This window comes from Jiulongibacter sp. NS-SX5 (assembly GCF_052828545.1).
The window spans coordinates 1160507-1182923 of sequence record NZ_CM128248.1; the positions used below are offsets into that span (position 1 = coordinate 1160507).

Consider the following 22417-nt stretch of genomic DNA (forward strand, 5'->3'; position numbering starts at 1 on the left):
TCTTAAATTCCTAATTTTAAGGTAATCACGTAAGACCCTGTACCCGGATTTGAGAAATACTCTAATCCTCTTCCTTTTGAGGCCCCGGTTAGGTTAACTTCAGGATCAACAAAATTTAAAGGAGACCATATGAACAGGTTTCGACCTGTAAGTCCCAAACTTGCAGAGGAGAGTTTTGCTTTATTGACCAGATTTGATGGTAATGCATAATTCAAAGAAACTTCTCTCAATTTCGTCCAGCTTCCGTCTACTATAAATTGCTCTGCAGCATTTCCAAAACCTCCACCTACGCCGGTGTACCATTCAGAGTCTAGTAAAACAGGCCCTGCCCCGAAGTCCCCAATATTTCCTCTGACCAAGGTACCAGCAGCCACTCTTCTACCATCTACTGTTCTCATCTCAGTTTCAGTAATAAACTCATTGGCAGTTTCAGGATGTACACCAAAATACTTCAGGATACTCTCTGTTCCAGCCCAGATATCATTCCCCTGGAAGGTTTCAAATTGGAATGAGAAACTCAATCCCTTCCAAGAAAGTGATGAACCGATACCGCCTCTCCATTTAGGATTCGGGTCTCCAATAACACCTTCTTCATCGGCTACTTCAGGGAAACCATTCTGATTCAAAGCGATAAAGCCAAAATCATCTCTCACCCATTTACCACCCCATAAGGCTCCAAAGGGCTCCCCTTCTACAACTCTGGAAGAGGTTCCCGTAAATCCGTTCAGGAAGACGCTGTTTACGCCTTGTAACTCGGTTACCATGTTTTTGTTCATGGAATAGTTGGCATCTACCCGCCAGTCTATATTTTTTAGCTTGGTGATTCTAACACCTAAATCTACTTCCAATCCCTTATTAGTTATGGTGGCAGCGTTATCCCAAACAGAGCTAAAACCAGAAGAAGGAGCCAGATCTACAGCTAGTAAAGCATCTCTGGTAATTCTATCATAATAAGTAACTCCCAGAGAGACTTTATCATTTAAGAATCTCAAATCTGTACCTACCTCTATTTCTCGCACTCTTTCTGGAGTTAGGCTAGGGTTTCCGCTATTTCCACTTCGTGCAAATGGATTTCCATACACTGCAGCAGATAGAGCGTCGCCCCATGATGTTCCTCTATCAAATGGTCCGTAGACTGTTTGAGTTGCATAAGCCACCGGCTCAATACCCACTTCTCCGTAAGAGGCCCTTACTTTCCCGAAGGTCAATAAATTAGACTTCAACTTCTCTGAGAACACCCATCCCAATGAAGCACTTGGGTAGAATACCGGTTTAAGCAAGGTAGATGGTAACTCATACCTTCCAGTCAATTCCAGATAGAATTGATTCATGAGTTCTGCATTCAGAACGGCATATGTTCCAGATTTACGCTGTCTAAGTCGCGTTAAAGAAGGAGTCTCATTTGCCGCCTCAGCATTTCCAAAGGTTCTTAAAATTCCTACAAAAGGATTGGTAAAGTTGTTAGATGAACCACCCTGAGAAGTAAAAAAGGCTTCTTCAAACTGTACACCTCCAATCCAGCTGAAATTAAACTGAGGGCTTAAGATATGCGTACCATTCAAGAAAGCATTTAAGGAGGTATTCCTTTCTGTAATATCACTTCTTCCGAATGTTCCTTCTGAAACATCTCCTGCAGAATTTACAGGGAACCAGGTCTCTCTTGATTCATTATAGTAATCGAAACCATATCTGGCTGTGAAATTGATGCCTTTTGCTACGTTCCAGTTTAACTCCGGATTGAAAATAAACCTGTGAAGTTCATTTGGATTTTCCTGTTGGTTGATCGTCCAACCAGGGTTTGAGTAAAAAGGAGCACCTTCACCCAAATAACCCAGATTATTCTGATTTCCGATAAACGAACGGTGAGCGTTAAATGTTGGCACACCATCACCATCATAATAAGTACCGATATACGCTGTATTATCAAAGTCGGCCGGTGTTCTCAAATATCCCAGATAGAATCCGTTGAGATTTGAACCTTGCTGAATTCTGTTTGATGAGATATGGGTCAGTGTACTATTTACCTTAATTTTTACCTTATCCGTAATGTTGGTTTCATTATTGACACGGGCCGTGGTTCTTACATAGTCTGAGTTGGCCTTCAGTATCCCCTGCTGATCCCAATGAGAGAAACTCATGTACGTGGCAGAATTCTCATTATTGATATTCATACTTAATGCCTTGTTCCAGGTAAAGCCTGTTTGGAAAACCTGATCTCTGTTGGCATCATGATAAATGGTATTATCGTTTTTGGTCAAAATCGGATAAAAGACCTGACCATCTGCAGTTTCAAAACGCTTATTCCCTACTCTAACTTCGTCATCACCTCCTACTCTATCTCTGATTCTATCTCCCCATGAAAGCCGTGATGTTGGATTCCAGATATATGTATATGCATCTCTTGCTCTTCCGGTTTCCTGAATTAATGGATATCCCTGGCCAAATTTATCTTGTTTTACAAATTCCCGATTGATGACATCAAAACTCGTTTGATTCGTAAAATTCAAACTGAAGTTTCTCCCTTTGATTTTACCCTTCTTCGTTTGGATCAAAATTACCCCATTGGCAGCACCCGTACCCCAAACAGCCGCAGCAGCTGCACCTTTTAACACGGTAACATTCGCGATGTCATCCGGATTTATATCATTTAGTCTTGATTGTTGAACTACACCGTCAACTCCACCTCCAATACTAGAATTGGTAATTGGAACACCATCAAGGATGATCAAAGGTGAAGAACCACCTGAAATTGTGTTTTGACCACGAATCTGAATGTATGCCCCTGCTCCCGGGTCTCCAGAGTTTCTTACAATTGTTAAACCTGAGGTTTTACCTGAAAGTCCTTGAATTACACCTGACTCACCCGATCTCTTGATAGCTTCCGCATCTACCAGAGTGGATGAACTTAAATCGTCATCTTTCTTTCGTTCAAGTCCAAGAGCAGTCAAAACAACGACCTCATTGAGCTGGCTGGCCTCTTCTTCCAAAACCACATCAATTACCGATTGACCTTCCACACTTATTTCCTGTGGCGTCATACCAATAAAAGAAAAAACCAAAGTTTGCCCCCGACTGGCGGTCAACTCATACTTTCCATCTGCGTTCGTCTGCGTACCAAGCTGGGTACCTTTCACTTGTACAGTCACACCCGGTAGGGGGAAATTATCCTCTTTTGCTGTTACCGTACCTGTAATACTTTGCTGTGCAATAACTACCTGAGCAGAAATCAGCAACACAAGAACCAACAGCCGTTCAAAATTATATCTCATAAAGAATAAGGCATTTGCCTTAAAAGTACGGAGCCAAGCGATAAAAAGCTGTACTTCTTCTTCATTTTTTCCTAATCAATAAACTTTTCTTTGGCTCGCTCGGTGTGTAGAATAATTCTTTCTTAGTAAACTGACATTCTGTCAGTGTTTTGTATCTTTGAGGCTTGAATCTATGGTAAGCATATGGAGAGATTAACAGGAGAGATAAAAATCCTTTCAGACGAAGAAAAAGAAGGACTGGACATTGCCCAGATCACAGAAGATGAAAAAGCCGAAGGGAAAAGAAAGATTTATATAGAGAGCTACGGATGCCAAATGAACTTTGCTGACAGCGAGATTGTGGCATCTATTATGAGAAAAGAGGGGTTTGCCACCACATCTAACAAAGATGAGGCCGAGCTTATTCTTCTCAATACCTGCTCTATCAGAGATAATGCAGAGCAAAAAGTTAGAAAGAGATTACAGACACTTAATGCCACCAAAAGAAATAAACCAGAGGTGAAAATCGGTGTACTTGGCTGTATGGCTGAGCGTTTGAAAACCAAGCTTCTGGAAGAAGAAAAAATGGTGGATATGGTGGTAGGCCCTGACGCCTATCGTGATTTGCCTAATCTCATGAATGAAGTAGAGGAAGGTCAAAAAGCAGTCAACGTTTTCCTTTCCAGAGAAGAAACCTACGCAGACATCACCCCTGTGAGGCTTGGCAGTAATGGCGTTACAGCTTTTATCTCCATCATGAGAGGCTGTGATAATATGTGTAGTTTCTGTGTGGTACCATATACCAGAGGTAGAGAAAGAAGCAGAGAGCCACAAACCATTGTCAACGAAGCCAAAGACTTGTTTGAAAAGGGCTATAGAGAAGTCACACTTTTAGGTCAAAATGTTGACTCTTATAAATGGAAGAATGCCGAGGGCGAAATTGACACTAATTTTGCTCAATTATTGGCACTGGTTGGAGATATACACCCAGATCTGAGAGTTAGATTCTCCACCTCTCATCCGAAGGATATTACAGATGACGTTCTCTATACCATGAGAGATTATGAGAATGTTTGTAATTACATTCACCTGCCTGCTCAAAGCGGAAATAGCAGAATTCTGGAACTTATGAACCGTACCTACGATAGGGAGTGGTACATGCAGAAAATTGACAGAATTAGAGATATTCTCGGTGACGACTGTGCCATTTCTCACGATATGATCGCCGGTTTCTGTACAGAGACGGAAGAAGAACACCAGGATACCCTTTCTCTTATGGATTACGTGAAATATGACTACGGTTATATGTTCTACTACTCTGAAAGGCCTGGTACTCCTGCCGCTAAAAAACTGAAAGATGATATAGACCTGGAGACCAAGAAACGTCGTCTTTCAGAAATCATCGAGAAGCAAAGAAATCATTCGCTTGAGCGTAATGAGCGTTTGATTGGTACTACGCAAAAAGTACTTATTGAAGGGTTTAGCAAACGTTCAGATGATTTCTTGCAAGGAAGGTGTGATGAAAACAAAGTGGTCGTATTCCCGAAAGAGAATTTCAAAAAAGGGGAATATGTGAATGTAAGAATAGAAGAATGTACAGCGGCTACACTTAAAGGTCATGCTGTAATTGAAGAATTGGCTTAAGAATGACAAACAGCCCAGAAATACAGAACGTTAAAAACAGGTTTGGCATTATTGGCAATGCCCCGGGCTTAAACTATGCATTGAATGTTGCTATTCAGGTAGCACCCACAGATCTTACGGTTTTGATTACCGGAGAGAGTGGAAGTGGTAAAGAGTCTTTCTCAAAGATTATTCATGGTTTGAGTCACAGAAAACATGGAAATTTCATTGCCATCAACTGTGGAGCCATTCCAGAAGGAACTATAGATTCAGAGCTTTTTGGTCATACCAAAGGTGCATTTACGGGTGCCATAGACGATAGAAAGGGATATTTTGAAACCACCGACGGCGGAACCATTTTCCTTGATGAGATCGGTGAAATGCCGGCAAGTACTCAAGCCAGACTTTTGCGTGTTCTTGAAAATGGGGAGTTCATTCCGGTAGGATCTTCAAAAAGTAAAAAGACTGATGTGAGAGTAGTGGCTGCTACCAATGTCAATCTGATCGATGCGGTAGAGCGTGGCTCTTTTAGAGAGGATTTGTACTACAGACTAAACACCGTGCCGATCAGCGTACCTCCACTTAGAGAACGAGGTTTTGACATAGAGTTACTGTTTATCAAATTCACCTCCGATTTTGCTGAGAAAAACAGGATACAACCGGTAGAACTGACAGAGGGAGCCAGAAAGGCACTTTCTTCGTTCAGGTTCCCCGGGAATATAAGACAGCTGAAGAATATTGCAGAGCAAATAACACTTTTGGAGCCCGAAAGAGTTATTACAGCCGAAATGATGGAGAAGTATCTGCCCAGACATCAGGCGAGTGGGCTTCCTGCTTTGTTTAAGCAATTTGGTCAAGGATCGGGAGATATTTCTGAACGTGAGATTCTCTACAAGGTACTTTTTGACATGCGAAAGGATGTGACTGATCTTAAACGGCTGGTCCATAACATGATGAAAGGTGGTCAAATCACTGAGGAGTTTATCAATGAGCATGAAGACCTCTTTGACGAAATAACCACTCCAAGTGCTTCTTATTCTGCTCTACCTCCTCCGGTTCAGCATGAAAGCCCTTACCCGGTTTATACCAAAGAAGACGACGAGACCATCATCACGATCGACAATCTTCACGGAACACGTGAAAATGTAGAAGACATCACACATGAAGATGAGGAAGAGTCGTTATCACTAGAGAAAAATGAACACGAGATCATTTTGAAGGCCTTACGTAAGAATAATTTCAAACGTAAGTATGCCGCCAAAGATCTCGGAATTTCAGAAAGAACCTTGTATCGTAAGATTAAGCAGTATGATATTGAAGATGAAAAATAAATCTTTAAACCTCCTTAGAGGTCTGCAACTGATTAGCATACTTATACTTTCTCCTTTACTGCAGTCTTGTGGAGTCTATTCGTTTACAGGCACCTCTTTGTCTCCGGATCTGGAGACCATCACCATTGAAAACTTTTCAATGGCTACGGCCGGAGGACCTGCCAATCTTTCCTTAAACTTCAATGAAGAACTAAAGGAGTACTATCAAAGAAACACGAGTCTGAAATTGCTTCCGGCGAATGCCGATTTGTATTTAGCCGGAGCCATAACCCGGTACGAAATGACTCCTGTGGCTACTACCTCAGGTGATAAAGCGGCCATGAACCGTTTGACCATTGCTGTTGAAGTTACGTTCCAGAATATGCAGGATGAAAATGAGAGTTTTGAAAAGGAATTTAGTTTCTATCAAGATTTCTCTCAAGAGCAGTCTCTCTCAGAAGTAGAACCTAGTTTGGTTCCTAAAATTCTAGAGCAATTGGTGCTTAATATCTTCAACGACACAGCTGCTAAATGGTAAGCAAAAGCAATATCGACTTATTGATCGGCTTAGCCGAAAGTCCTCAAAGCGTTACCCCATTTGATTTTCAGATTTTGTCTGACCTTTTAGATCAATACCCTGACTTCGATTTCCTTCGAATGGTATTTGTATCTGCAGGAGAGAAATTAGGAGCCAAAGGAGCAGCCTTTGAGGCAGAGAGACAGAAATGGTTATTGAAAGCCAAACTCATTCAAAGCAAGCAGGAAAATGTAAAAACGGAATCAAAACCAAAGGAAAACCTGACCTACATAGAACGCGTTGATCGCTTTTTAAAGAATTTTCAACCCGTCCATCGGCCTGAAAATCTTTTTTTTGAGAGATCATCAGAGATTAATTAAAGAAAAAAACTAATTTTGCAGCCACTTTTCAAAATCAAGAAGACATAATGACAACAACAATTATCATATTGATCATAATCGTAGCACTATTGCTAATTGGTGTTATTCTTATACAAAACCCAAAAGGAGGCGGACTATCAAGTGAATTTGGTGGTGGAGCTACCTCACAGATGTTCGGTGTACAAAAGACCGGTGACATTCTGGAGCAATTAACCTGGGGCTTTTTTGCCTTTATCGTGGTTGGTGCTTTGGCTACGGGTATTTTCATGAGAGCGGGTGATGCAAGCGGAACAAACAGTGTACTGGATGTAGAGACATCTCAGACTGCACCGGCTGCACCAGCTCCGGCTAACCCGGTACCGGCCTTACCAAATGCCACTCCTGCTGAGTAAGAAGAAAATCTTTATAAGAAGGGCTGTATCAAACGATGCAGCCTTTTTTTATACCCGATCATGACAATTCTTCACCCCCACCCTGACAGCATTATCGGCTTAAAAAGGCGATTCGTCATTCTTAAATTATTGAACATGAAAAAATGTCAGTAAACAATGACATAATGGGTAATTGGCAGATCATTTGATCAATTGACTCCTGTAACTTTAAATTTTATCGTTAACCTTAAAATATACGGAAGACTATGTCAGTAAACGTAAAACCTTTGGCAGATAGAGTGCTGGTAGAAGCATCAGCCGCTGAAGAAAAAACTGCCTTCGGAATTATCATTCCAGACACGGCAAAAGAAAAACCTCAAAAAGGAACAGTGGTAGCCGTAGGACCTGGCAAAAAAGACGAGCCATTAACAGTAAGTGTTGGTGATGCTGTACTTTACGGAAAGTACTCAGGTACCGAGCTAACTATTGACGGCAAAGAGTATTTGATTATGCGTGAATCAGATATCTACGCTATCGTTTAATCTCTCTATTGAAAACTAACATTTAGAAATCTCAAACAAGAAATAAAAAATGGCAAAGCAAATTCATTTTGATACCGAGGCCAGAGATCGCATGAAAAAGGGGATAGATACCCTTGCGAATGCAGTAAAAGTAACTCTAGGGCCTAAAGGTCGTAATGTAATTATTGATAAAAAATTCGGTTCACCTTCTATTACAAAAGATGGTGTTTCTGTAGCAAAAGAAATTGAGCTTGCAGATCCTATCGAAAACATGGGTGCACAGCTTGTTAAAGAAGTAGCTTCTAAAACTGCTGATGCAGCGGGTGATGGTACTACTACTGCAACAGTTTTGGCTCAGGCTATCTACACGATTGGTGCTAAAAACGTAGCAGCTGGTGCAAACCCAATGGACCTTAAAAAAGGTATTGACAAAGCTGTCTCTACAATAGTAGGAAACCTAAGAGAGCAGTCAAATGCTATTGCTACTGCAAAAGAAATCACTCAGGTAGCTACTATTTCTGCCAATAACGATCTGGAAATCGGTCAAATGATTTCTGACGCTATGGAGAAAGTAGGTAAAGAAGGTGTCATCACTGTAGAAGAAGCTCGTGGTACTGAAACTGAAGTTAAAACTGTAGAAGGTATGCAGTTTGACAGAGGTTACCTTTCTCCTTATTTCGTTACTAACGCAGATAAGATGGAAGCTGAGCTAGAGAACCCATACATCCTTATCTCTGAGAAGAAAGTTTCTTCAATGAAAGAACTTCTTCCTGTACTTGAGGCTGTTGCTCAAACTTCTCGTCCGTTAATGATCATCTCTGAAGATGTAGACGGTGAGGCTCTTGCTACTTTAGTAGTAAACAAAATCAGAGGTTCATTGAAAGTATGTGCTGTAAAAGCTCCTGGTTTTGGTGACAGAAGAAAAGCAATGCTTGAAGACATCGCTATCTTAACTGGTGGTACGGTAATCTCTGAAGAAAGAGGATTTAAGTTAGAGAATGCTGACATCACCATGCTTGGCCAAGCTGAGAAAGTGATCGTTGACAAAGACAATACAACTGTAGTAAACGGTGCTGGAGATCAGGAAGGTATCAAAGCTAGAGTAAATCAGATCAAGGCTCAGATTGAGACTACTACATCTGATTACGACAGAGAAAAACTACAAGAGCGTCTTGCTAAACTTTCTGGTGGTGTAGCTATCATCTATATCGGTGCTGCTACCGAAGTAGAAATGAAAGAAAAGAAAGACCGTGTAGATGATGCACTTCACGCTACTCGTGCTGCGGTAGAAGAAGGTATCGTAGCTGGTGGTGGTGTGGCTCTTATCAGAGCTCAAGCTGCTCTTGACGGCCTTAAAGGTGATTCAGCTGACGAAGATACCGGTATTGCATTAATTAAAAACGCGGTAGAAGCTCCATTGAGAACTATCGTATTCAACGCCGGTGGCGAAGGATCTGTAGTAGCTCAGGAAGTGAAGAACGGTAAAGATGCATTTGGTTATAATGCTCGTGAAGATAAATATGAAGACATGATCTCTGCGGGTATCATTGACCCTACTAAAGTGACTCGTCTTGCACTTGAGAATGCTGCTTCTATTGCAGGTCTGTTATTGACTACTGAAGCTGTAGTTTCAGATATTCCTGAAGAAAAACCAGATCCTGCTCACGCAATGCCTCCAGGCGGCGGAATGGGCGGAATGATGTAATCATTCTTCAGAAAAATAAAAAAATGCCACTCTGGAAACAGGGTGGCATTTTTTATGGGTCAAACACAAATTCAATGATGATTGATCTTTCTAGACTTTAGCTGAAAATATTCTTTTTCTATTCAGACTATACGTTTGAGAATTAGCATGGTTTTTGCCAAAGTGTGGATATGGTATTATTCAGAAATACAGTAATCCTGGTCTTTGGCCTGATCGGACTCTTCGCTTGTAAGAAAGTTCATGATCTGGGAATCAGACCCTTAGGTACGTCTCAGGCAGTGGGAGAGCAGATCCGCAATTGCGATATAAGAGATATTGAACATAGTCAAGGATTGAAGATGACTGTCCAATATGACGACGGAAATCCATATCAGCTATTAGGTTTTTTCGATTTTGACCAACTCATTTATGAAGGAGGAAATATTGTAGAAGCAAGAAACTCAACTTTAAACAATGGGGCCTATTATTTTGAATATAATGGAAATAATGACCTTCAAAGCATGACATTCAGCGGCCGTGATGGCGTAGGTAGACCAATTGAAAATAAAAGCATTATGAGCTATAATGGTACACGCCAGCTCGTAAGTCTGGAACTAGACCTCGTGATATTTGAAGATATCGTGAAATTTGCTTTTGACTATAATGATGATGGCAATATCACCAAAATCAGTGTAGAGGATGACGGAAATTGGCAGACGATCTTAGAAAACAAAGAGTTTGATGACAAGAAAAGTCCTTTTGCAGAGCAAAGACAGCTTGGTCAAATCCTCTCTTATTTTATGGCCTACACTGCTCTAAATGGAGACGTGAACTATACCTACTTTCTGAACCAGAATAATGCTACCAAATGGGTTATTACAAATAACGGTGGTACCAGTGAATTCTCAACCGCATATGACTACGACGGCGATTACCCGATTAAATCAAATATGAGTAAAACTCAAAACGGACGCTTATCGTCTGTTACTGAGAGCTATGCCTATAATTGTCAATAGAAGCTTCAGAATTGATCTAAAATTAACTCGCATTACTTAAGAAAAGAGTTACCTTTGTATCCCGTAATCATACATAGGATTTTCAATTCGTAGTAATGAGCGGGAACAAAAAAACACCTAAATACATCTTCGTAACTGGCGGTGTAGCTTCATCTCTTGGCAAAGGAATCATTGCCTCTTCACTAGCAAAACTTTTACAGGCACGCGGACTATCGGTAACTATCCAGAAGCTGGATCCTTACCTAAATGTAGACCCAGGCACTCTAAACCCTTATGAGCATGGGGAGTGTTATGTAACAGATGATGGTGCAGAAACTGACCTTGATCTTGGCCATTATGAACGTTTTCTTAATGTTAGAACCTCTCAGCTCAATAACGTAACTACGGGTAGAATCTACTTCAATGTACTCTCTAAGGAGAGGAAGGGGGATTTCTTAGGAAAAACAGTACAGGTTATCCCTCACATCACCGATGAAATCAAAAGAAACATTTTAAATGTTGGCGAGACAGGTCAATACGATATCGTCATTACGGAGATAGGCGGTTGTGTAGGTGATATTGAATCTTTACCATTCATAGAAGCTGTACGTCAGCTTAAATGGGATTTAGGTGAGAAAAACATGCTCACCATTCACCTGACCTTAGTGCCTTATTTGGCATCTGCCGGCGAACTTAAAACCAAGCCTACCCAGCATTCGGTAAAAAAATTACAGGAATCTGGACTGCAGCCAGACATCATTGTTTGTAGAACAGAACATTCTTTACCACTAGACATCAAGAGAAAAATTGCTCTTTTCTGTAACGTAGAGGTAAAGTCGGTAATAGAAGCGAAAGATGCGTCTACGATTTATGATGTTCCATTGTTGATGGAAAAAGAAAAACTGGACCAACGCGTACTCTACATGTTGGATGTCTATAACGACAAAGACCCTAAGCTTGATGACTGGAAAAACTTCCTGGGCCGTCTAAAGAATCCTGTAGCTCAGGTAACTATCGGGCTTATTGGTAAGTATGTGGAGCTTAAAGATGCTTATAAGTCAATTATAGAGTCTTTTATTCATGCTGGTGCAGAAAACGAATGCAAAGTCAAGTTAGAATGGATTCACTCTGAATCACTAACCGAAGAAAATATTGAAGAAAAACTCAAAGATCTGGATGGCGTTTTAGTGGCTCCCGGTTTTGGTGAAAGAGGGATCGCTGGTAAAATCAAGGCTGTACAGCACGTAAGAGAGAATAATATTCCTTTCTTTGGTATTTGCCTTGGTATGCAAATGTCAGTAATTGAATACGGTAGAAACGTTCTGGGATGGTCAGACGCACATTCCACTGAAATGAACGAGGAAACTGAGCATCCGGTGATAGACTTAATGGAAGACCAAGTCAAAGTTTCTGAGAAAGGGGGCACCATGCGTTTAGGAGCTTATGACTGTCAATTGGCCGAAAAAACCCTGGCCAGAAGCATCTACGGAAAGAAGAAAATCTCTGAAAGACATAGACACCGTTGGGAGTTTAATAACAAATTCAGAGAAGACTTTGAAAAAGCTGGTATGGTTTTCTCAGGTATAAATCCGAAGACCAACTTGGTAGAGATCGTTGAGATACCATCTCATCCGTTTTTCCTAGGGGTACAGTTTCACCCGGAATTAAAAAGTACGGTAAAAGAACCTCATCCTATCTTCGTTAAGTTTGTGAAAGCTGCCATGGATTACGCAGCAGAAAAAGAATAAAGCCTATGAAAATCCCCGTAGTAAAGCTCAAGCCAATTTTCACTTTATTCCTGTTGGCATTTTCACTTTTTTACGGGAATGTATTTTCTCAAAGTTTGAACCTGAGTAGCAGCTCAGGTTTTTACTGTTATGGTGATTCCAGTTCTTTTATAGTTACTTCTGATGCCAACTTTGAAGAAGATGAGACTTTCTTTCTTTTTCGTAAAAACGCAGACGAATCCGTAACAGAGCTCGGTCAAATAAATGATTTCAATTTCAATTGGAGATTAAATCAATCTGCTACACTATTTGTGCAGGCCAATACTTCCGGAATTAAATCGAATGAACTAACTGTTAATATTGATGCATTTCCCGGCTTATTTATACAATATGATGCTGAGCCATTTTGTGAAGGCTTTGGTACGCCAATAGAAATTTATACCGGCTTAATCTCTGGTGATAATATCAGCTGGTTAAAGGATGGGATCCTGATACCAGGAGCATCAGAGTCCTCTTATAAGGCCATGGAATCCGGTATTTACACGGCCCAGGTTCAAAGAGGAAGCTGTACGTATACAGTAGGTGGTAGAGCTAGTATTACTTCCGGTGAAATGAATAAGGCCCGATTAAGTAGTTCTACTCCTCAGCAAGCTTGTGAAGGCTACGCTGTTCAAATCAACGCCAGCTTTCCAGCATTAGAATCACTATCGATGCAATGGTTTTATGAAGGAGATACCATTTTTGGGGCAACTTCAAGTAATTTTTCGGCTACAGAAAGTGGTCAATACTCCTTGGCACTCCGTCAAGGGAGCTGTACAAGCAAATCAGATCCATTCCTCGTAAACATTGGTACTGTTAAGGCAGGGGATATAGATACATATCCACTAAAAGCTAAAAATGGTGAAATTACGATTTGTGAAAACACCAATCTACGCCTTACGGCAGAAGGATACGAAAATGAAGGAAATCTATCTTATTATTGGCTCAAAGACGGAAAAGGTATTCCTGGTGCAAGATCTAAATCAGTGACTATTCAACAACCAGGTCTTTACCGATTTGGCCTGAAACAAGGCAATTGTGAATCTCTTTCGGAGCCTATTCTCGTAAAAACCGGGACCATTGAAGCAATTAGCCTTTCCCGTTTAAATGATGATGCATATTGTGCCGGATCATCGGTACAAGTCCTTCCGTTTGTAGAGAACTCAGATATTATTAGAGGTGCTTATAATCTTTCCCTTTACAAGGACAATGAGGTACTGAAAAACATTGATTTCTTTTATGATCTCGGTAGTCTGCAAGAAACAGGCTCTTATCATATTGCAGGTAATTTCGGCAACGATATTTGTCTCATCAGTTCGGATACACTGGACATTAATTTCGACTCTAACACCGTAAGTTTTGACCTTGCAGATAATTTTGAAGCTCTGCAATCATGTATCGCTCCACTGAGTTATGGCTCAGGCATTCAACTTAAGTTTGAGACAGCCCAAACACAATTTAGCTGGCTGCTGAATGGGTCTGAGTTACCAAATGAGAATCAAAAAGAAATAGGTTTCGAGGAGGCCGGTAGATATCAATTAAAAGCTGAAATCAGCGAAAACTGTACATACTTATCGAATCCAATTGAGGTGAAATTCGGTACTCCTGCTATAAACATTTTAACCGATCAAAATGGAAATTGTGCTCAGGAGATTAGTTTCCTCAGTTTTCAATTGGGTGAAGAAAATACCAGCTATCTTACTTCAGAAGGAAATGACTTTTTTAGCAGTGCCTCTATTTCATGGAGTAAAGAAGGACAAGTGAGGGGCAGTGATAAAAGGCTCAATATAAACACCTCTGGCACATATGAACTAAATATTCAAGCTCCTTCGTGTGAAGTCCTTAATGAAGATATTCAGCTACAGCTTACAGAAATCAATACGCAGCTCAGTCCTGTTGCAGACACGTTAGGCATCTGTATCAATGGCGGATTTGCCTTAATCACCTCAAATGAAATCACCGATTCATACCAATGGGTAAATGATCAGTTGACGGCGTCATCAGATTCCTTCACGGTTCGTGCTGATAGATTAGGCTCTTACAAGGTTTGGATTGAAAAAAACGGATGTGCAAAATTTAGCGAAACAAAAACAATAATAGAAAATGTGGAGCTACCATCGGCAACACTAAGCGGTGGAGGACAAATAGAAATAGGGCAAAGTACCAATATACAAGTAGATTTTACAGGACCTGGACCTTGGACTTTCAGCACCCCTTCAAGCGGAAGTATTACCGCAGAATCTAATCCTTATATTTTCTCTGTTAGTCCGCTGAGTACTACAACCTACTCCGTTACTACCGTAGAAAATCCTTGTGGATTTGGCGAAGTTTTTGGCTCTGCTGAAGTTATCGTTATCGTATTATCTGCCGAAAAGGAAAAGACGATTCATATTTACCCCAACCCAGCTACCAGATTGATAAAAATCTCAGGCTCTAATGCACAGGAGATCAATTTTCAACTATTGGAGATGTCTGGCAGACAAGTAGATTTCGGTAAATATTCAGATCGAGGGATAAACATTGAAAACCTTCCATCAGGCTCTTATATTTTAAATCTGATTGCTGATGGAGAAGTTTCTCATCATCGAATTATCAAACAGTAGGCACCTACTCTCCTATTGTTCCTAGTTCCACACCTTCAGAATAAGCCATTTTGATTCCATTTACACTGAAGGCTTTTTTGATATCTCTGTGTAGCTGATAAGTTACTTCCCAAAAATCATCCGGATTCACAAAAGGCTTTACTCCTACTACTAGAAAGTGCGTATCATAGGCTTCTAAACCAACCATTGGTTCCGGCTCCTTTAAGATAAGTGGATTTGCGGCCATCACCTCATGTATGATCTTCTCCACCTCCGGAAAACTTTGTTCATAAGGCATATTTACCGTCAACTCCAGTCGGATAGAACCTTTCTTTGAGAAGTTGGTTACTACATTTTCTGTAATCTGTCCGTTTGGGATAATCAATGTCTTTTGTCCTGGGGTGCCAAGTAGAGTATTGAAAATTTGTATTTCTTCCACCTTCCCAAATTTGCCGTCAATATCTATCCAATCACCCACTTTATAAGGCTTAAAAACAAGGATAATAATGCCCGAAGCAAAATTCCCAAGACCACCCTGTAAGGCTAAACCAATAGCAAACCCAGCAGCTGCCAGCACCCCTACTATGGCCGATGTATCAAAACCTACCATACCGGCGGCAAAGAGAATTACGCTGAGCTTTATGGCCAGATCAAACATGGAAATTAAAAATGACGTAATCTCCGGTGATAGACTCGACTTTTCAAGACTAAGACTAGCAATACGAGAAAGCTTTTTTGAAACCCAGAAGCCGATGACCAGAACTGCTATACCTCCTATTAATCGAGGAGCATAAGTAACCACGGCATCTACAGCCATGTTTAAATAATTTGCGAAATCTATTTCCATGTAGTCTTGAGCATTGTGAAAGGTTCGCTAATTTAAAGCAAAATCAGTAAAAAGTCTCGCCTTCAACATGAAGCTATTTTTAAAAATACTGGGTGCCCTCCTTCCCTTAACTATCATATTACTAGTGAGTTTAGTAACGGTGATAGACTATACGCCCAAAGAAGAAATGCAGTATTATAGGGACTGGAATGAGAACCTCAAGACCTTGCAATTCAAACATTTAGGTGATGATTCTTTACTAGTAGGCTGGAGTAAAACTAACATTACTCCTGATCAGCCGATGGCTCTGGCAGGCTATGGTGTACGTAAAGGGAAACCTTTTGAAAAAATCCACGATTCTGTCTATGTCAGAACTATCGTTTTAGGAACTAAGCAAAAGCAAGTTGCAATAGTTACTGCTGATTTATTGATCATCCCTCCTACTGTTGAGGCATTGGTTGATCAAAAATTACTCGATAACATAGACATATATTATGGTGCTACACATAGCCATAACTCTATCGGTGGATGGTACAATACTTTGGTTGGGAGATTATTCGCAGGGCAATATGCCCCTGATATAGAACAGATGATTGCTGACCAAATCCTGGAGTCAATAGAATTGGCTTCAAAGAATATGTCTGAAGTCAGTGGGCTAAATTATGAAATGGATATTGATAAAAAAGATATTCGGAATCGGCTCATAGAAGGAGGAGAAATAGCTCCGAATATCTCCACACTCCGATTTAATACTAAAGACGGAAAAACAGCCATATTGAATTCATACGCTGCCCACTCGACGGTTTTGGACTCTAAAACTAACCACTTATCAAGGGATTACCCTGGAGTATTGGTTGATTCACTGGAAAATTACCAAGTGGATTTCGCCGCCTACATGGCCGGTGCTGTAGGCAGCATGGGGCCAATAGAAGAAGGACAGGACGATTTTGATGAAGTCAATAATCAGGCTCTAGGAGTTTTTCGGGAAATCAACTCAAAGAATGAATTGGAGATGGAATTAGCCAATTCCATTTCCTATTTAGAGGCAACAGTGCCGCTGAGGAAACCTTCGCCGCGTATTGGCACCACATGGGCATTACGACCTTGGGTTTTCAACTGGCTTTTTGGGGAAGCCTCAGCTTCTGTAAAAGCTGTAAAACTTGACAAGCTTGTTCTCATCGGGCTACCTTGTGATTTTAGTGGAGAGTTAGTTCAAGAGCTTGAACAGTACGCCCAATCTAAAAATTTAGAATTGATGTTAACCAGTTTTAATGGTGACTACATCGGCTATATCACTGCTGACGAGCACTTTGACAAAGACAAATACGAAACCACTACCATGAATTGGTTTGGCCCTTATAACGGAGCATATTTTAGTGAAGTGGTGAAAGATGTATTAGATAAGGCCGCTCAACTCAATTGAAGCTTTGGCTTCTTTTTGAATTCTGCATAATAAGGAATTACCAGATTTACTCGTGTACCACAGGCTTCATTTTGATCGTCGTATAGGTCAATAATCTCAAGTTTATGTTCACCTTTAACCTCCTCATAATAATTCCTTAAACGCTCTTCTGTCAGGTCAATTCCTATCGATTTGTTTTTCAGCGTTTTCTTCGCTTTGATTTCTCTCGATTTCTCACGACCAATCCCATTATCTTCAATAGCAATCGTCAGCTGATTTGTGGCGGATTGAGCAACAGATAAAGTCAATATCTTATCTCCCTCTTTTGAAGAGAGGCCATGCCAAATGGCGTTTTCCAGAAAGGGTTGCAAAATCAGGGATGGTATTCTCACCTGTTTAGTTTCAATGCCCTCTTCAACCTCAATATTAAAGTGAATCTTATTCGAGAATCTGATATTCTCAATATTCATATACAAATCCATAGTCTGGAGTTCGTCTTCCAGGGTAATGTCCTTTTCTTTTGAGTTTGAGAGGATAGTTCTAATGAGTTTTGAGAACTTATTTAAGTAATAAACAGCCTTATCTTTATTATTGCTAATTATATATAACTTAATACTATTCAGAGAGTTAAATATAAAATGAGGGTTCATTTGGGACCTCATCATTTTTTGTTCCAGCTCCAAAAATTGCTTTTCTCTGTTAAGGTTATTTTGTCTATATAAAATGTAGAAAATAGAAGCCAGAAGTATGGTACAGAATATTAGAATGATTAGAAATCTACGATTGTCCGCTAGTTTGACATTCACCAGTTCATTCTCCTTTTCCAGGATTTCTATTTGGCTTTTCTTTTTGTCGGAGTCATATTTCAGAATAAGATCAGCTACATACTGCTGATTCTTCTCATTGAGATATTGCTCCTCATTTTCATGATAGAGCTTGTTATAGTCCAGAGCCTCTTTATATCTACCTTTTTGCTCTGCTAGAACCGATAGGTGTTTATAAGATTCTGCTACAAAATACTGTTGACCAAGATTTTTAGCCGTTGCCAGGGCCTTGGTAAGGTAATTTTCTGCCTTGTTTAATTGACCTAATTCCAATAATGCCCAGCCGTAATTTTGCTCTGCCATCACAATATAATAGTCATCCTCAATAGCCTCTGCCTTAGGAATAGTAGGCTCAAGCAATTTCAGAGCCTCCTGAGCTTTACCTTGCTTAAGGTATAATTGAGCAATGCTATTATAGCAGATGACCCTACCCAGATCAGAATTGATCTTTTCATTGTAGGAAAGCGACTTCTCATAGCTCTCCATGGCACTTTTGAAATCACCTTTTTGCTCATATAAACCACCAATATTCTGATAGTTAATGGCCAAGCCAAGGTTATTCCCGATCTTCTCCTCAATTTTAATCGATTCTAAAAACTCATTAAGTGCCAGGTCTTCCTGTCTGAGCGTCAGGTATAGATTACCAATACTATTCCTTGAAACTGCCGTACTTCTGAGGTTGGTCTCACCTCTGGAACCTTGCTTTTCGGCTAGTTCCAGGGCCTGCTTATGATAATCCAGAGCTACTCTAACCTGCTCTTTTCTTCTGGCAACTACACCAAGCATGTTCAGAGCCATAATTCTAAAATCTGTCAGATTATTAGACTCTGCTATGGCAAGGGCAGTTTTATGATAATTTTCAGATTTAGGGTAGTCAGCTTTGTTTCTGTAGTAAATACCAAGCTGGTTATTGGCGTAGACTAATCCGGCATTATAACCCACTTTTTCTGACTCAATAATGAAATCCTCCAGTGCCTCTACTTTGTAACTGATGGGTCTCAAAACACTATCTATCACCACATACTCCTTAATATCCTCTTCGAATAGAAAAGGAGTACCCTCAGGTACCTGAGCCATAACTGTAGCCAGACTACCAAAACAAAAGGATAATATGATTAGTAGTTTTCTCAAAATTTATTCAAAAAGTCAGACTTTCTATTTCTGCTTACCGGGATACTTTTACCGTCGGTCATCACTACCATAGAGTCTGTTTTCAGGTACTCTCTGACCTTGGTAAGGTTGATCACAAAAGAATTGTGAATACGATAAAACTCGGCTCCTTCCAGCTTTTGTTCTATTCTCTTTAAGGTTTGTGTCACAAACAACTTTTCGCCATTCTCCAGAAATATTGAGGTGTAATTCCCATCACCCTCACAATACATCAACTCATCGGGTTTTAGAAACATGATTTTACCGTCAATGTTGAGACCAATGCGTTTATGGCCTGAGCCTGTATTGCTCATGGCATTGAGCAAAGTCTCCTCAAATTTGTCTATCAGTGAATGTTCTTTTTTATACTGTTCAATCTTCTCACAAGCGGCTATAAGATCGTCTGAGTCAATAGGTTTGAGCAAATAATCCAAGGCTCTTTCCTTTATGGCATTGATGCCGTACTGATCATAGGCAGTAGTAATAATTACCGCAAAATTTCTCTCTCCCAGTTTATCTAAAAACCTGAAACCGTCCATTTGAGGCATTTCTATATCAAGAAAAAGGCAGTCTATATCTGTATCGGCCTCAAAATACTTTAAGGCTTTCCGCGGATCAGTAAAAGTATCGACGACCTCAATTTCAGGACAGAAGTTTTCCAGCTCCCATTTTAGACTTTCTATGGCCTTTGGTTCGTCGTCAATCAGTACAACTTTACTCATAGTTTACAGTGGTTAATATAAAAGTACCACTTCCTGCTTTAGATTACTGGCAAACTGTATAAGTGGTCACTTTTTCTTAGCCGTTGGTAGATTATACCCGAATATTACGCAAAAATACCTGACCAGAGTAGTGGGTTTTATTTTGTGGTAAATGAAAAAGCCAGACCTTTCAGCCTGGCTTTCTGCAGATGTTTTAAGAACTCTTAGAAGTCATATCTATAAATCGGTTCTATCTCATCAAGATTTCCCGATTCTATCTCATAAATTTTCTTGATGTTACCCGTGCTTAATTCCAGCACCCAGCCATGTAAGTGAGGATATTCTCCATTTTTCCAGGCCTTTTGAACAATAGACGTTTCTGCTAGATTTTTCACTTGCCTAACCACATTCAATTCTACCATCCTATCAAACCTTTTCTTTTCATCAGAAATGGCCTCAAGTTCATTTTTGTTGACAGTATATTCATCCTTGATGCTTCTGATCCATTTATTGATCATGCCGTAATCTCCATTACTCATTGCTGCCTGAACTCCTCCACAGCCGTAATGCCCTACCACCATGATATGTTTTACTTTAAGATGATCCACTGCATATTGCAATACAGCCAGCATGTTCATATCTGAGTGAACTACAAGGTTGGCCACATTTCTGTGAACAAAAATACTCCCGGGCTCCGTTTTGGTAATTCTATCTGCCGGGGCACGGCTATCTGCACAGCCTATCCATAGGTAATCGGGGCTTTGGCCGGCAGCCATTTTCTCAAAAAAAGTAGGGTCAGTGATGGCCTGCTCTTTTGCCCATTCTTTATTGTTTTCTAATAATTGATCGTATGATTTCATGATCTTAATTATTCAGTTCTATAGTTTCTTCATTCTTACCGAAGGTAATTTTTTTACGCGTAATATCTAATACGTTTACCTTTATATTCTTCTTTTGAGCGTCCCTCACAAAGTCTTCAATCGCAAGGAAGATGTCATGATCCATAAAATCTACATTTCTACCATCAAGCGTTAGCTCGTCACCCTCTTCAAGAGTGCTTAATGCCTTCATTAATTCGGCTCTATTATAGAAAAAGACATCTTTCTTAAAGTCAATAGTCATATGATTACCTGACTTTGAAAGCTTTAATGCAGATCTGAAATTGGTGTATAATACGTAACCAATACCCACCAGCAAACCTATCAGGATACCTACCAATAGATCAGTAAAGAGTACCGCAATAATGGTTACCACAAATGGAATGAACTGATCCTGACCTTCAGCCCACATTCTTTTGAATGTCTCTGGTTTAGCAAGCTTATAACCCACTACAAGAAGAACCGCTGCCAAAGCAGATAAAGGAATCATATTCAGGATATCTGGTATCAAAATGACACAGAACATCAATAAAAACCCGTGAATGACAGCCGACATTTTGGTACGTCCACCAGCCTGAATATTGGCAGAACTTCTAACAATCACCTGAGTAACAGGAATACCTCCAATTAATCCTGAGAACATATTTCCTACTCCTTGAGCTACCAGCTCTCTATTGGTTGGGGTTATGTTTTTTCTTGGATCCAGACGATCAGTAGCTTCTACACATAAAAGTGTTTCCAAGCTTGCAATAATGGCAATCAGAAAACCGGTTTTGATCACCGCAAAACTGGCCAATCCTCTAAAATCAGGGAATGTAAACAGACCTACAAAGTCCTCAATTGAGCCTGAAATCGGAATCTGAACCAGGTGATCTTCACTTAAAGCTAAATTTTCAGGGAAGAAATAGCTTATAACCACACCAGCAACTACTGCCAACAAAGGACCAGGGATAAAACCCAGAACCTTATTCTCTTTGATAAACTTTCTCTCCCAGAGAATCAGAATTCCAAGACAGATCAATCCTATCAATAATGCTCCCTCGGTGAAATTGTTCAAATTGAGGAGTTCGGAGAATGTATTCTCCCCATCACTTTGCAAAAACTTGAAGTCGCCTTCTGGGTCTCTATCTATCCCAAAAGCATGTGGTATCTGTTTTAGAATAATAGTTAAGCCAATGGCCGCCAGCATTCCCTTAATCACGGAAGATGGGAAATAGAAGGCGATTTTACCGGCTCCAATAAAGCCTAGAACAAGTTGAATAGCTCCTCCAAGCACCACTGCTGCCAGAAAAAGCTCATATGATGGGAAGCTACCAATGGCATTAGCCACTATAACAGCCAAACCCGCCGCAGGTCCACTGACTCCAAGACGAGAACCACTAATTAAACCAACGACAATACCACCGACAATACCAGCGATAATACCCGAAAACAACGGTGCATCAGAAGCGAGTGAAATACCTAAGCACAGTGGGAGAGCCACCAAAAAAACTACTACACCTGCAGAAAAATCTTTTCCGATGTGTTTAAAAGTGAATTCTTTTGTCATTGAATAAAACGTTAATCTGGTTAGACAAAGGGTTTTGAAAAAATCAAAGGCAAATATAAAGAAGACATTTCGGCTTTATTGATTATTGGCT

At 40.3% G+C, this 22417-nt stretch carries 17 protein-coding genes; 11 read left to right on the plus strand and 6 right to left on the minus strand.

Annotated features, from left to right (window positions below; genetic code table 11):
• Nucleotides 1-2: 2 nt before the first annotated feature.
• On the minus strand, nucleotides 3-3269 hold the full coding sequence (locus ACUXV0_RS05265; RefSeq protein ID WP_446192021.1) for a SusC/RagA family TonB-linked outer membrane protein: 3267 nt from the start codon (nucleotides 3267-3269) through the stop codon (nucleotides 3-5).
• Between the two features lie 183 nt (nucleotides 3270-3452).
• Here ACUXV0_RS05265 and miaB point away from each other — a divergent pair, with 183 nt between their 5' ends.
• The 10 genes from miaB to ACUXV0_RS05315 all read left to right on the plus strand — a co-directional run bounded on the left by miaB (nucleotide 3453) and on the right by ACUXV0_RS05315 (nucleotide 15018).
• The gene (gene miaB, locus ACUXV0_RS05270; protein WP_446192022.1) at nucleotides 3453-4892 is read left to right on the plus strand and encodes a tRNA (N6-isopentenyl adenosine(37)-C2)-methylthiotransferase MiaB; all 1440 of its coding nucleotides are present in this window, start codon (nucleotides 3453-3455) and stop codon (nucleotides 4890-4892) included.
• A 2-nt stretch (nucleotides 4893-4894) separates the two neighbouring features.
• Nucleotides 4895-6202, plus strand: a complete 1308-nt coding sequence (locus tag ACUXV0_RS05275) for a sigma-54 interaction domain-containing protein (protein ID WP_446192023.1) — start codon at nucleotides 4895-4897, stop codon at nucleotides 6200-6202.
• On the plus strand, nucleotides 6192-6719 hold the full coding sequence (lptE, locus tag ACUXV0_RS05280; RefSeq protein WP_446192024.1) for an LPS assembly lipoprotein LptE: 528 nt from the start codon (nucleotides 6192-6194) through the stop codon (nucleotides 6717-6719). Before ACUXV0_RS05275 ends, lptE begins: the two co-directional genes overlap by 11 nt.
• The gene (locus tag ACUXV0_RS05285; protein ID WP_446192025.1) at nucleotides 6713-7078 is read left to right on the plus strand and encodes a hypothetical protein; all 366 of its coding nucleotides are present in this window, start codon (nucleotides 6713-6715) and stop codon (nucleotides 7076-7078) included. The genes lptE and ACUXV0_RS05285 overlap by 7 nt, the downstream gene beginning before the upstream one ends.
• 47 nt (nucleotides 7079-7125) lie before the next feature.
• Complete coding sequence (secG, locus tag ACUXV0_RS05290) at nucleotides 7126-7470, plus strand: preprotein translocase subunit SecG (protein WP_446192026.1); 345 nt, start codon at nucleotides 7126-7128, stop codon at nucleotides 7468-7470.
• Nucleotides 7471-7715: 245 nt separating this feature from the next.
• Nucleotides 7716-7991, plus strand: a complete 276-nt coding sequence (locus tag ACUXV0_RS05295) for a co-chaperone GroES (protein ID WP_446192027.1) — start codon at nucleotides 7716-7718, stop codon at nucleotides 7989-7991.
• 49 nt (nucleotides 7992-8040) lie between these two features.
• Nucleotides 8041-9675, plus strand: a complete 1635-nt coding sequence (gene groL, locus ACUXV0_RS05300) for a chaperonin GroEL (protein WP_446192028.1) — start codon at nucleotides 8041-8043, stop codon at nucleotides 9673-9675.
• A gap of 170 nt (nucleotides 9676-9845) precedes the next feature.
• Complete coding sequence (locus tag ACUXV0_RS05305) at nucleotides 9846-10670, plus strand: hypothetical protein (RefSeq protein WP_446192029.1); 825 nt, start codon at nucleotides 9846-9848, stop codon at nucleotides 10668-10670.
• A 95-nt stretch (nucleotides 10671-10765) separates the two neighbouring features.
• A complete protein-coding gene (locus ACUXV0_RS05310; protein WP_446192030.1) occupies nucleotides 10766-12397 on the plus strand; it encodes a CTP synthase in 1632 nt (543 codons plus the stop codon).
• Nucleotides 12398-12402: 5 nt separating this feature from the next.
• The gene (locus ACUXV0_RS05315; protein WP_446192031.1) at nucleotides 12403-15018 is read left to right on the plus strand and encodes a T9SS type A sorting domain-containing protein; all 2616 of its coding nucleotides are present in this window, start codon (nucleotides 12403-12405) and stop codon (nucleotides 15016-15018) included.
• A 4-nt stretch (nucleotides 15019-15022) separates the two neighbouring features.
• Here ACUXV0_RS05315 and ACUXV0_RS05320 read toward each other — a convergent pair whose 3' ends face one another.
• Nucleotides 15023-15844, minus strand: coding sequence for a mechanosensitive ion channel family protein (locus ACUXV0_RS05320; RefSeq protein ID WP_446192032.1), 822 nt, complete (start codon nucleotides 15842-15844; stop codon nucleotides 15023-15025).
• 124 nt (nucleotides 15845-15968) lie between these two features.
• Here ACUXV0_RS05320 and ACUXV0_RS05325 point away from each other — a divergent pair, with 124 nt between their 5' ends.
• On the plus strand, nucleotides 15969-17246 hold the full coding sequence (locus tag ACUXV0_RS05325) for a neutral/alkaline non-lysosomal ceramidase N-terminal domain-containing protein (RefSeq protein WP_446192033.1): 1278 nt from the start codon (nucleotides 15969-15971) through the stop codon (nucleotides 17244-17246).
• On the opposite strand, the gene ACUXV0_RS05330 is transcribed toward ACUXV0_RS05325, so the two are convergent.
• From ACUXV0_RS05330 to ACUXV0_RS05345, 4 genes are all read right to left on the minus strand, one after another.
• Nucleotides 17234-19180: a tetratricopeptide repeat-containing sensor histidine kinase gene (locus ACUXV0_RS05330; protein ID WP_446192034.1), complete on the minus strand. Its 1947-nt coding sequence runs from the start codon at nucleotides 19178-19180 to the stop codon at nucleotides 17234-17236. The genes ACUXV0_RS05325 and ACUXV0_RS05330 overlap by 13 nt on opposite strands.
• Nucleotides 19177-19920: a LytR/AlgR family response regulator transcription factor gene (locus ACUXV0_RS05335; protein ID WP_446192035.1), complete on the minus strand. Its 744-nt coding sequence runs from the start codon at nucleotides 19918-19920 to the stop codon at nucleotides 19177-19179. The genes ACUXV0_RS05330 and ACUXV0_RS05335 overlap by 4 nt, the downstream gene beginning before the upstream one ends.
• A gap of 203 nt (nucleotides 19921-20123) precedes the next feature.
• Nucleotides 20124-20759: a carbonic anhydrase gene (locus ACUXV0_RS05340; RefSeq protein ID WP_446192036.1), complete on the minus strand. Its 636-nt coding sequence runs from the start codon at nucleotides 20757-20759 to the stop codon at nucleotides 20124-20126.
• A gap of 4 nt (nucleotides 20760-20763) precedes the next feature.
• Complete coding sequence (locus ACUXV0_RS05345) at nucleotides 20764-22326, minus strand: SulP family inorganic anion transporter (RefSeq protein WP_446192037.1); 1563 nt, start codon at nucleotides 22324-22326, stop codon at nucleotides 20764-20766.
• Nucleotides 22327-22417: the final 91 nt, after the last annotated feature.

What these genes read in the sequence shown, in the direction of transcription:
- ACUXV0_RS05265 (WP_446192021.1), bottom strand. Translation starts at nt 3,269, where the DNA reads ATGAGATATAATTTTGAACGGCTGTTGGTTCTTGTGTTGCTGATTTCT.
- secG (WP_446192026.1), top strand. Translation starts at nt 7,126, where the DNA reads ATGACAACAACAATTATCATATTGATCATAATCGTAGCACTATTGCTA.
- miaB (WP_446192022.1), top strand. Translation starts at nt 3,453, where the DNA reads ATGGAGAGATTAACAGGAGAGATAAAAATCCTTTCAGACGAAGAAAAA.
- lptE (WP_446192024.1), top strand. Translation starts at nt 6,192, where the DNA reads ATGAAAAATAAATCTTTAAACCTCCTTAGAGGTCTGCAACTGATTAGC.
- ACUXV0_RS05335 (WP_446192035.1), bottom strand. Translation starts at nt 19,920, where the DNA reads ATGAGTAAAGTTGTACTGATTGACGACGAACCAAAGGCCATAGAAAGT.
- ACUXV0_RS05275 (WP_446192023.1), top strand. Translation starts at nt 4,895, where the DNA reads ATGACAAACAGCCCAGAAATACAGAACGTTAAAAACAGGTTTGGCATT.
- ACUXV0_RS05310 (WP_446192030.1), top strand. Translation starts at nt 10,766, where the DNA reads ATGAGCGGGAACAAAAAAACACCTAAATACATCTTCGTAACTGGCGGT.
- ACUXV0_RS05285 (WP_446192025.1), top strand. Translation starts at nt 6,713, where the DNA reads ATGGTAAGCAAAAGCAATATCGACTTATTGATCGGCTTAGCCGAAAGT.
- ACUXV0_RS05305 (WP_446192029.1), top strand. Translation starts at nt 9,846, where the DNA reads ATGGTATTATTCAGAAATACAGTAATCCTGGTCTTTGGCCTGATCGGA.
- ACUXV0_RS05295 (WP_446192027.1), top strand. Translation starts at nt 7,716, where the DNA reads ATGTCAGTAAACGTAAAACCTTTGGCAGATAGAGTGCTGGTAGAAGCA.
- ACUXV0_RS05320 (WP_446192032.1), bottom strand. Translation starts at nt 15,844, where the DNA reads ATGGAAATAGATTTCGCAAATTATTTAAACATGGCTGTAGATGCCGTG.
- ACUXV0_RS05315 (WP_446192031.1), top strand. Translation starts at nt 12,403, where the DNA reads ATGAAAATCCCCGTAGTAAAGCTCAAGCCAATTTTCACTTTATTCCTG.
- ACUXV0_RS05340 (WP_446192036.1), bottom strand. Translation starts at nt 20,759, where the DNA reads ATGAAATCATACGATCAATTATTAGAAAACAATAAAGAATGGGCAAAA.
- groL (WP_446192028.1), top strand. Translation starts at nt 8,041, where the DNA reads ATGGCAAAGCAAATTCATTTTGATACCGAGGCCAGAGATCGCATGAAA.
- ACUXV0_RS05345 (WP_446192037.1), bottom strand. Translation starts at nt 22,326, where the DNA reads ATGACAAAAGAATTCACTTTTAAACACATCGGAAAAGATTTTTCTGCA.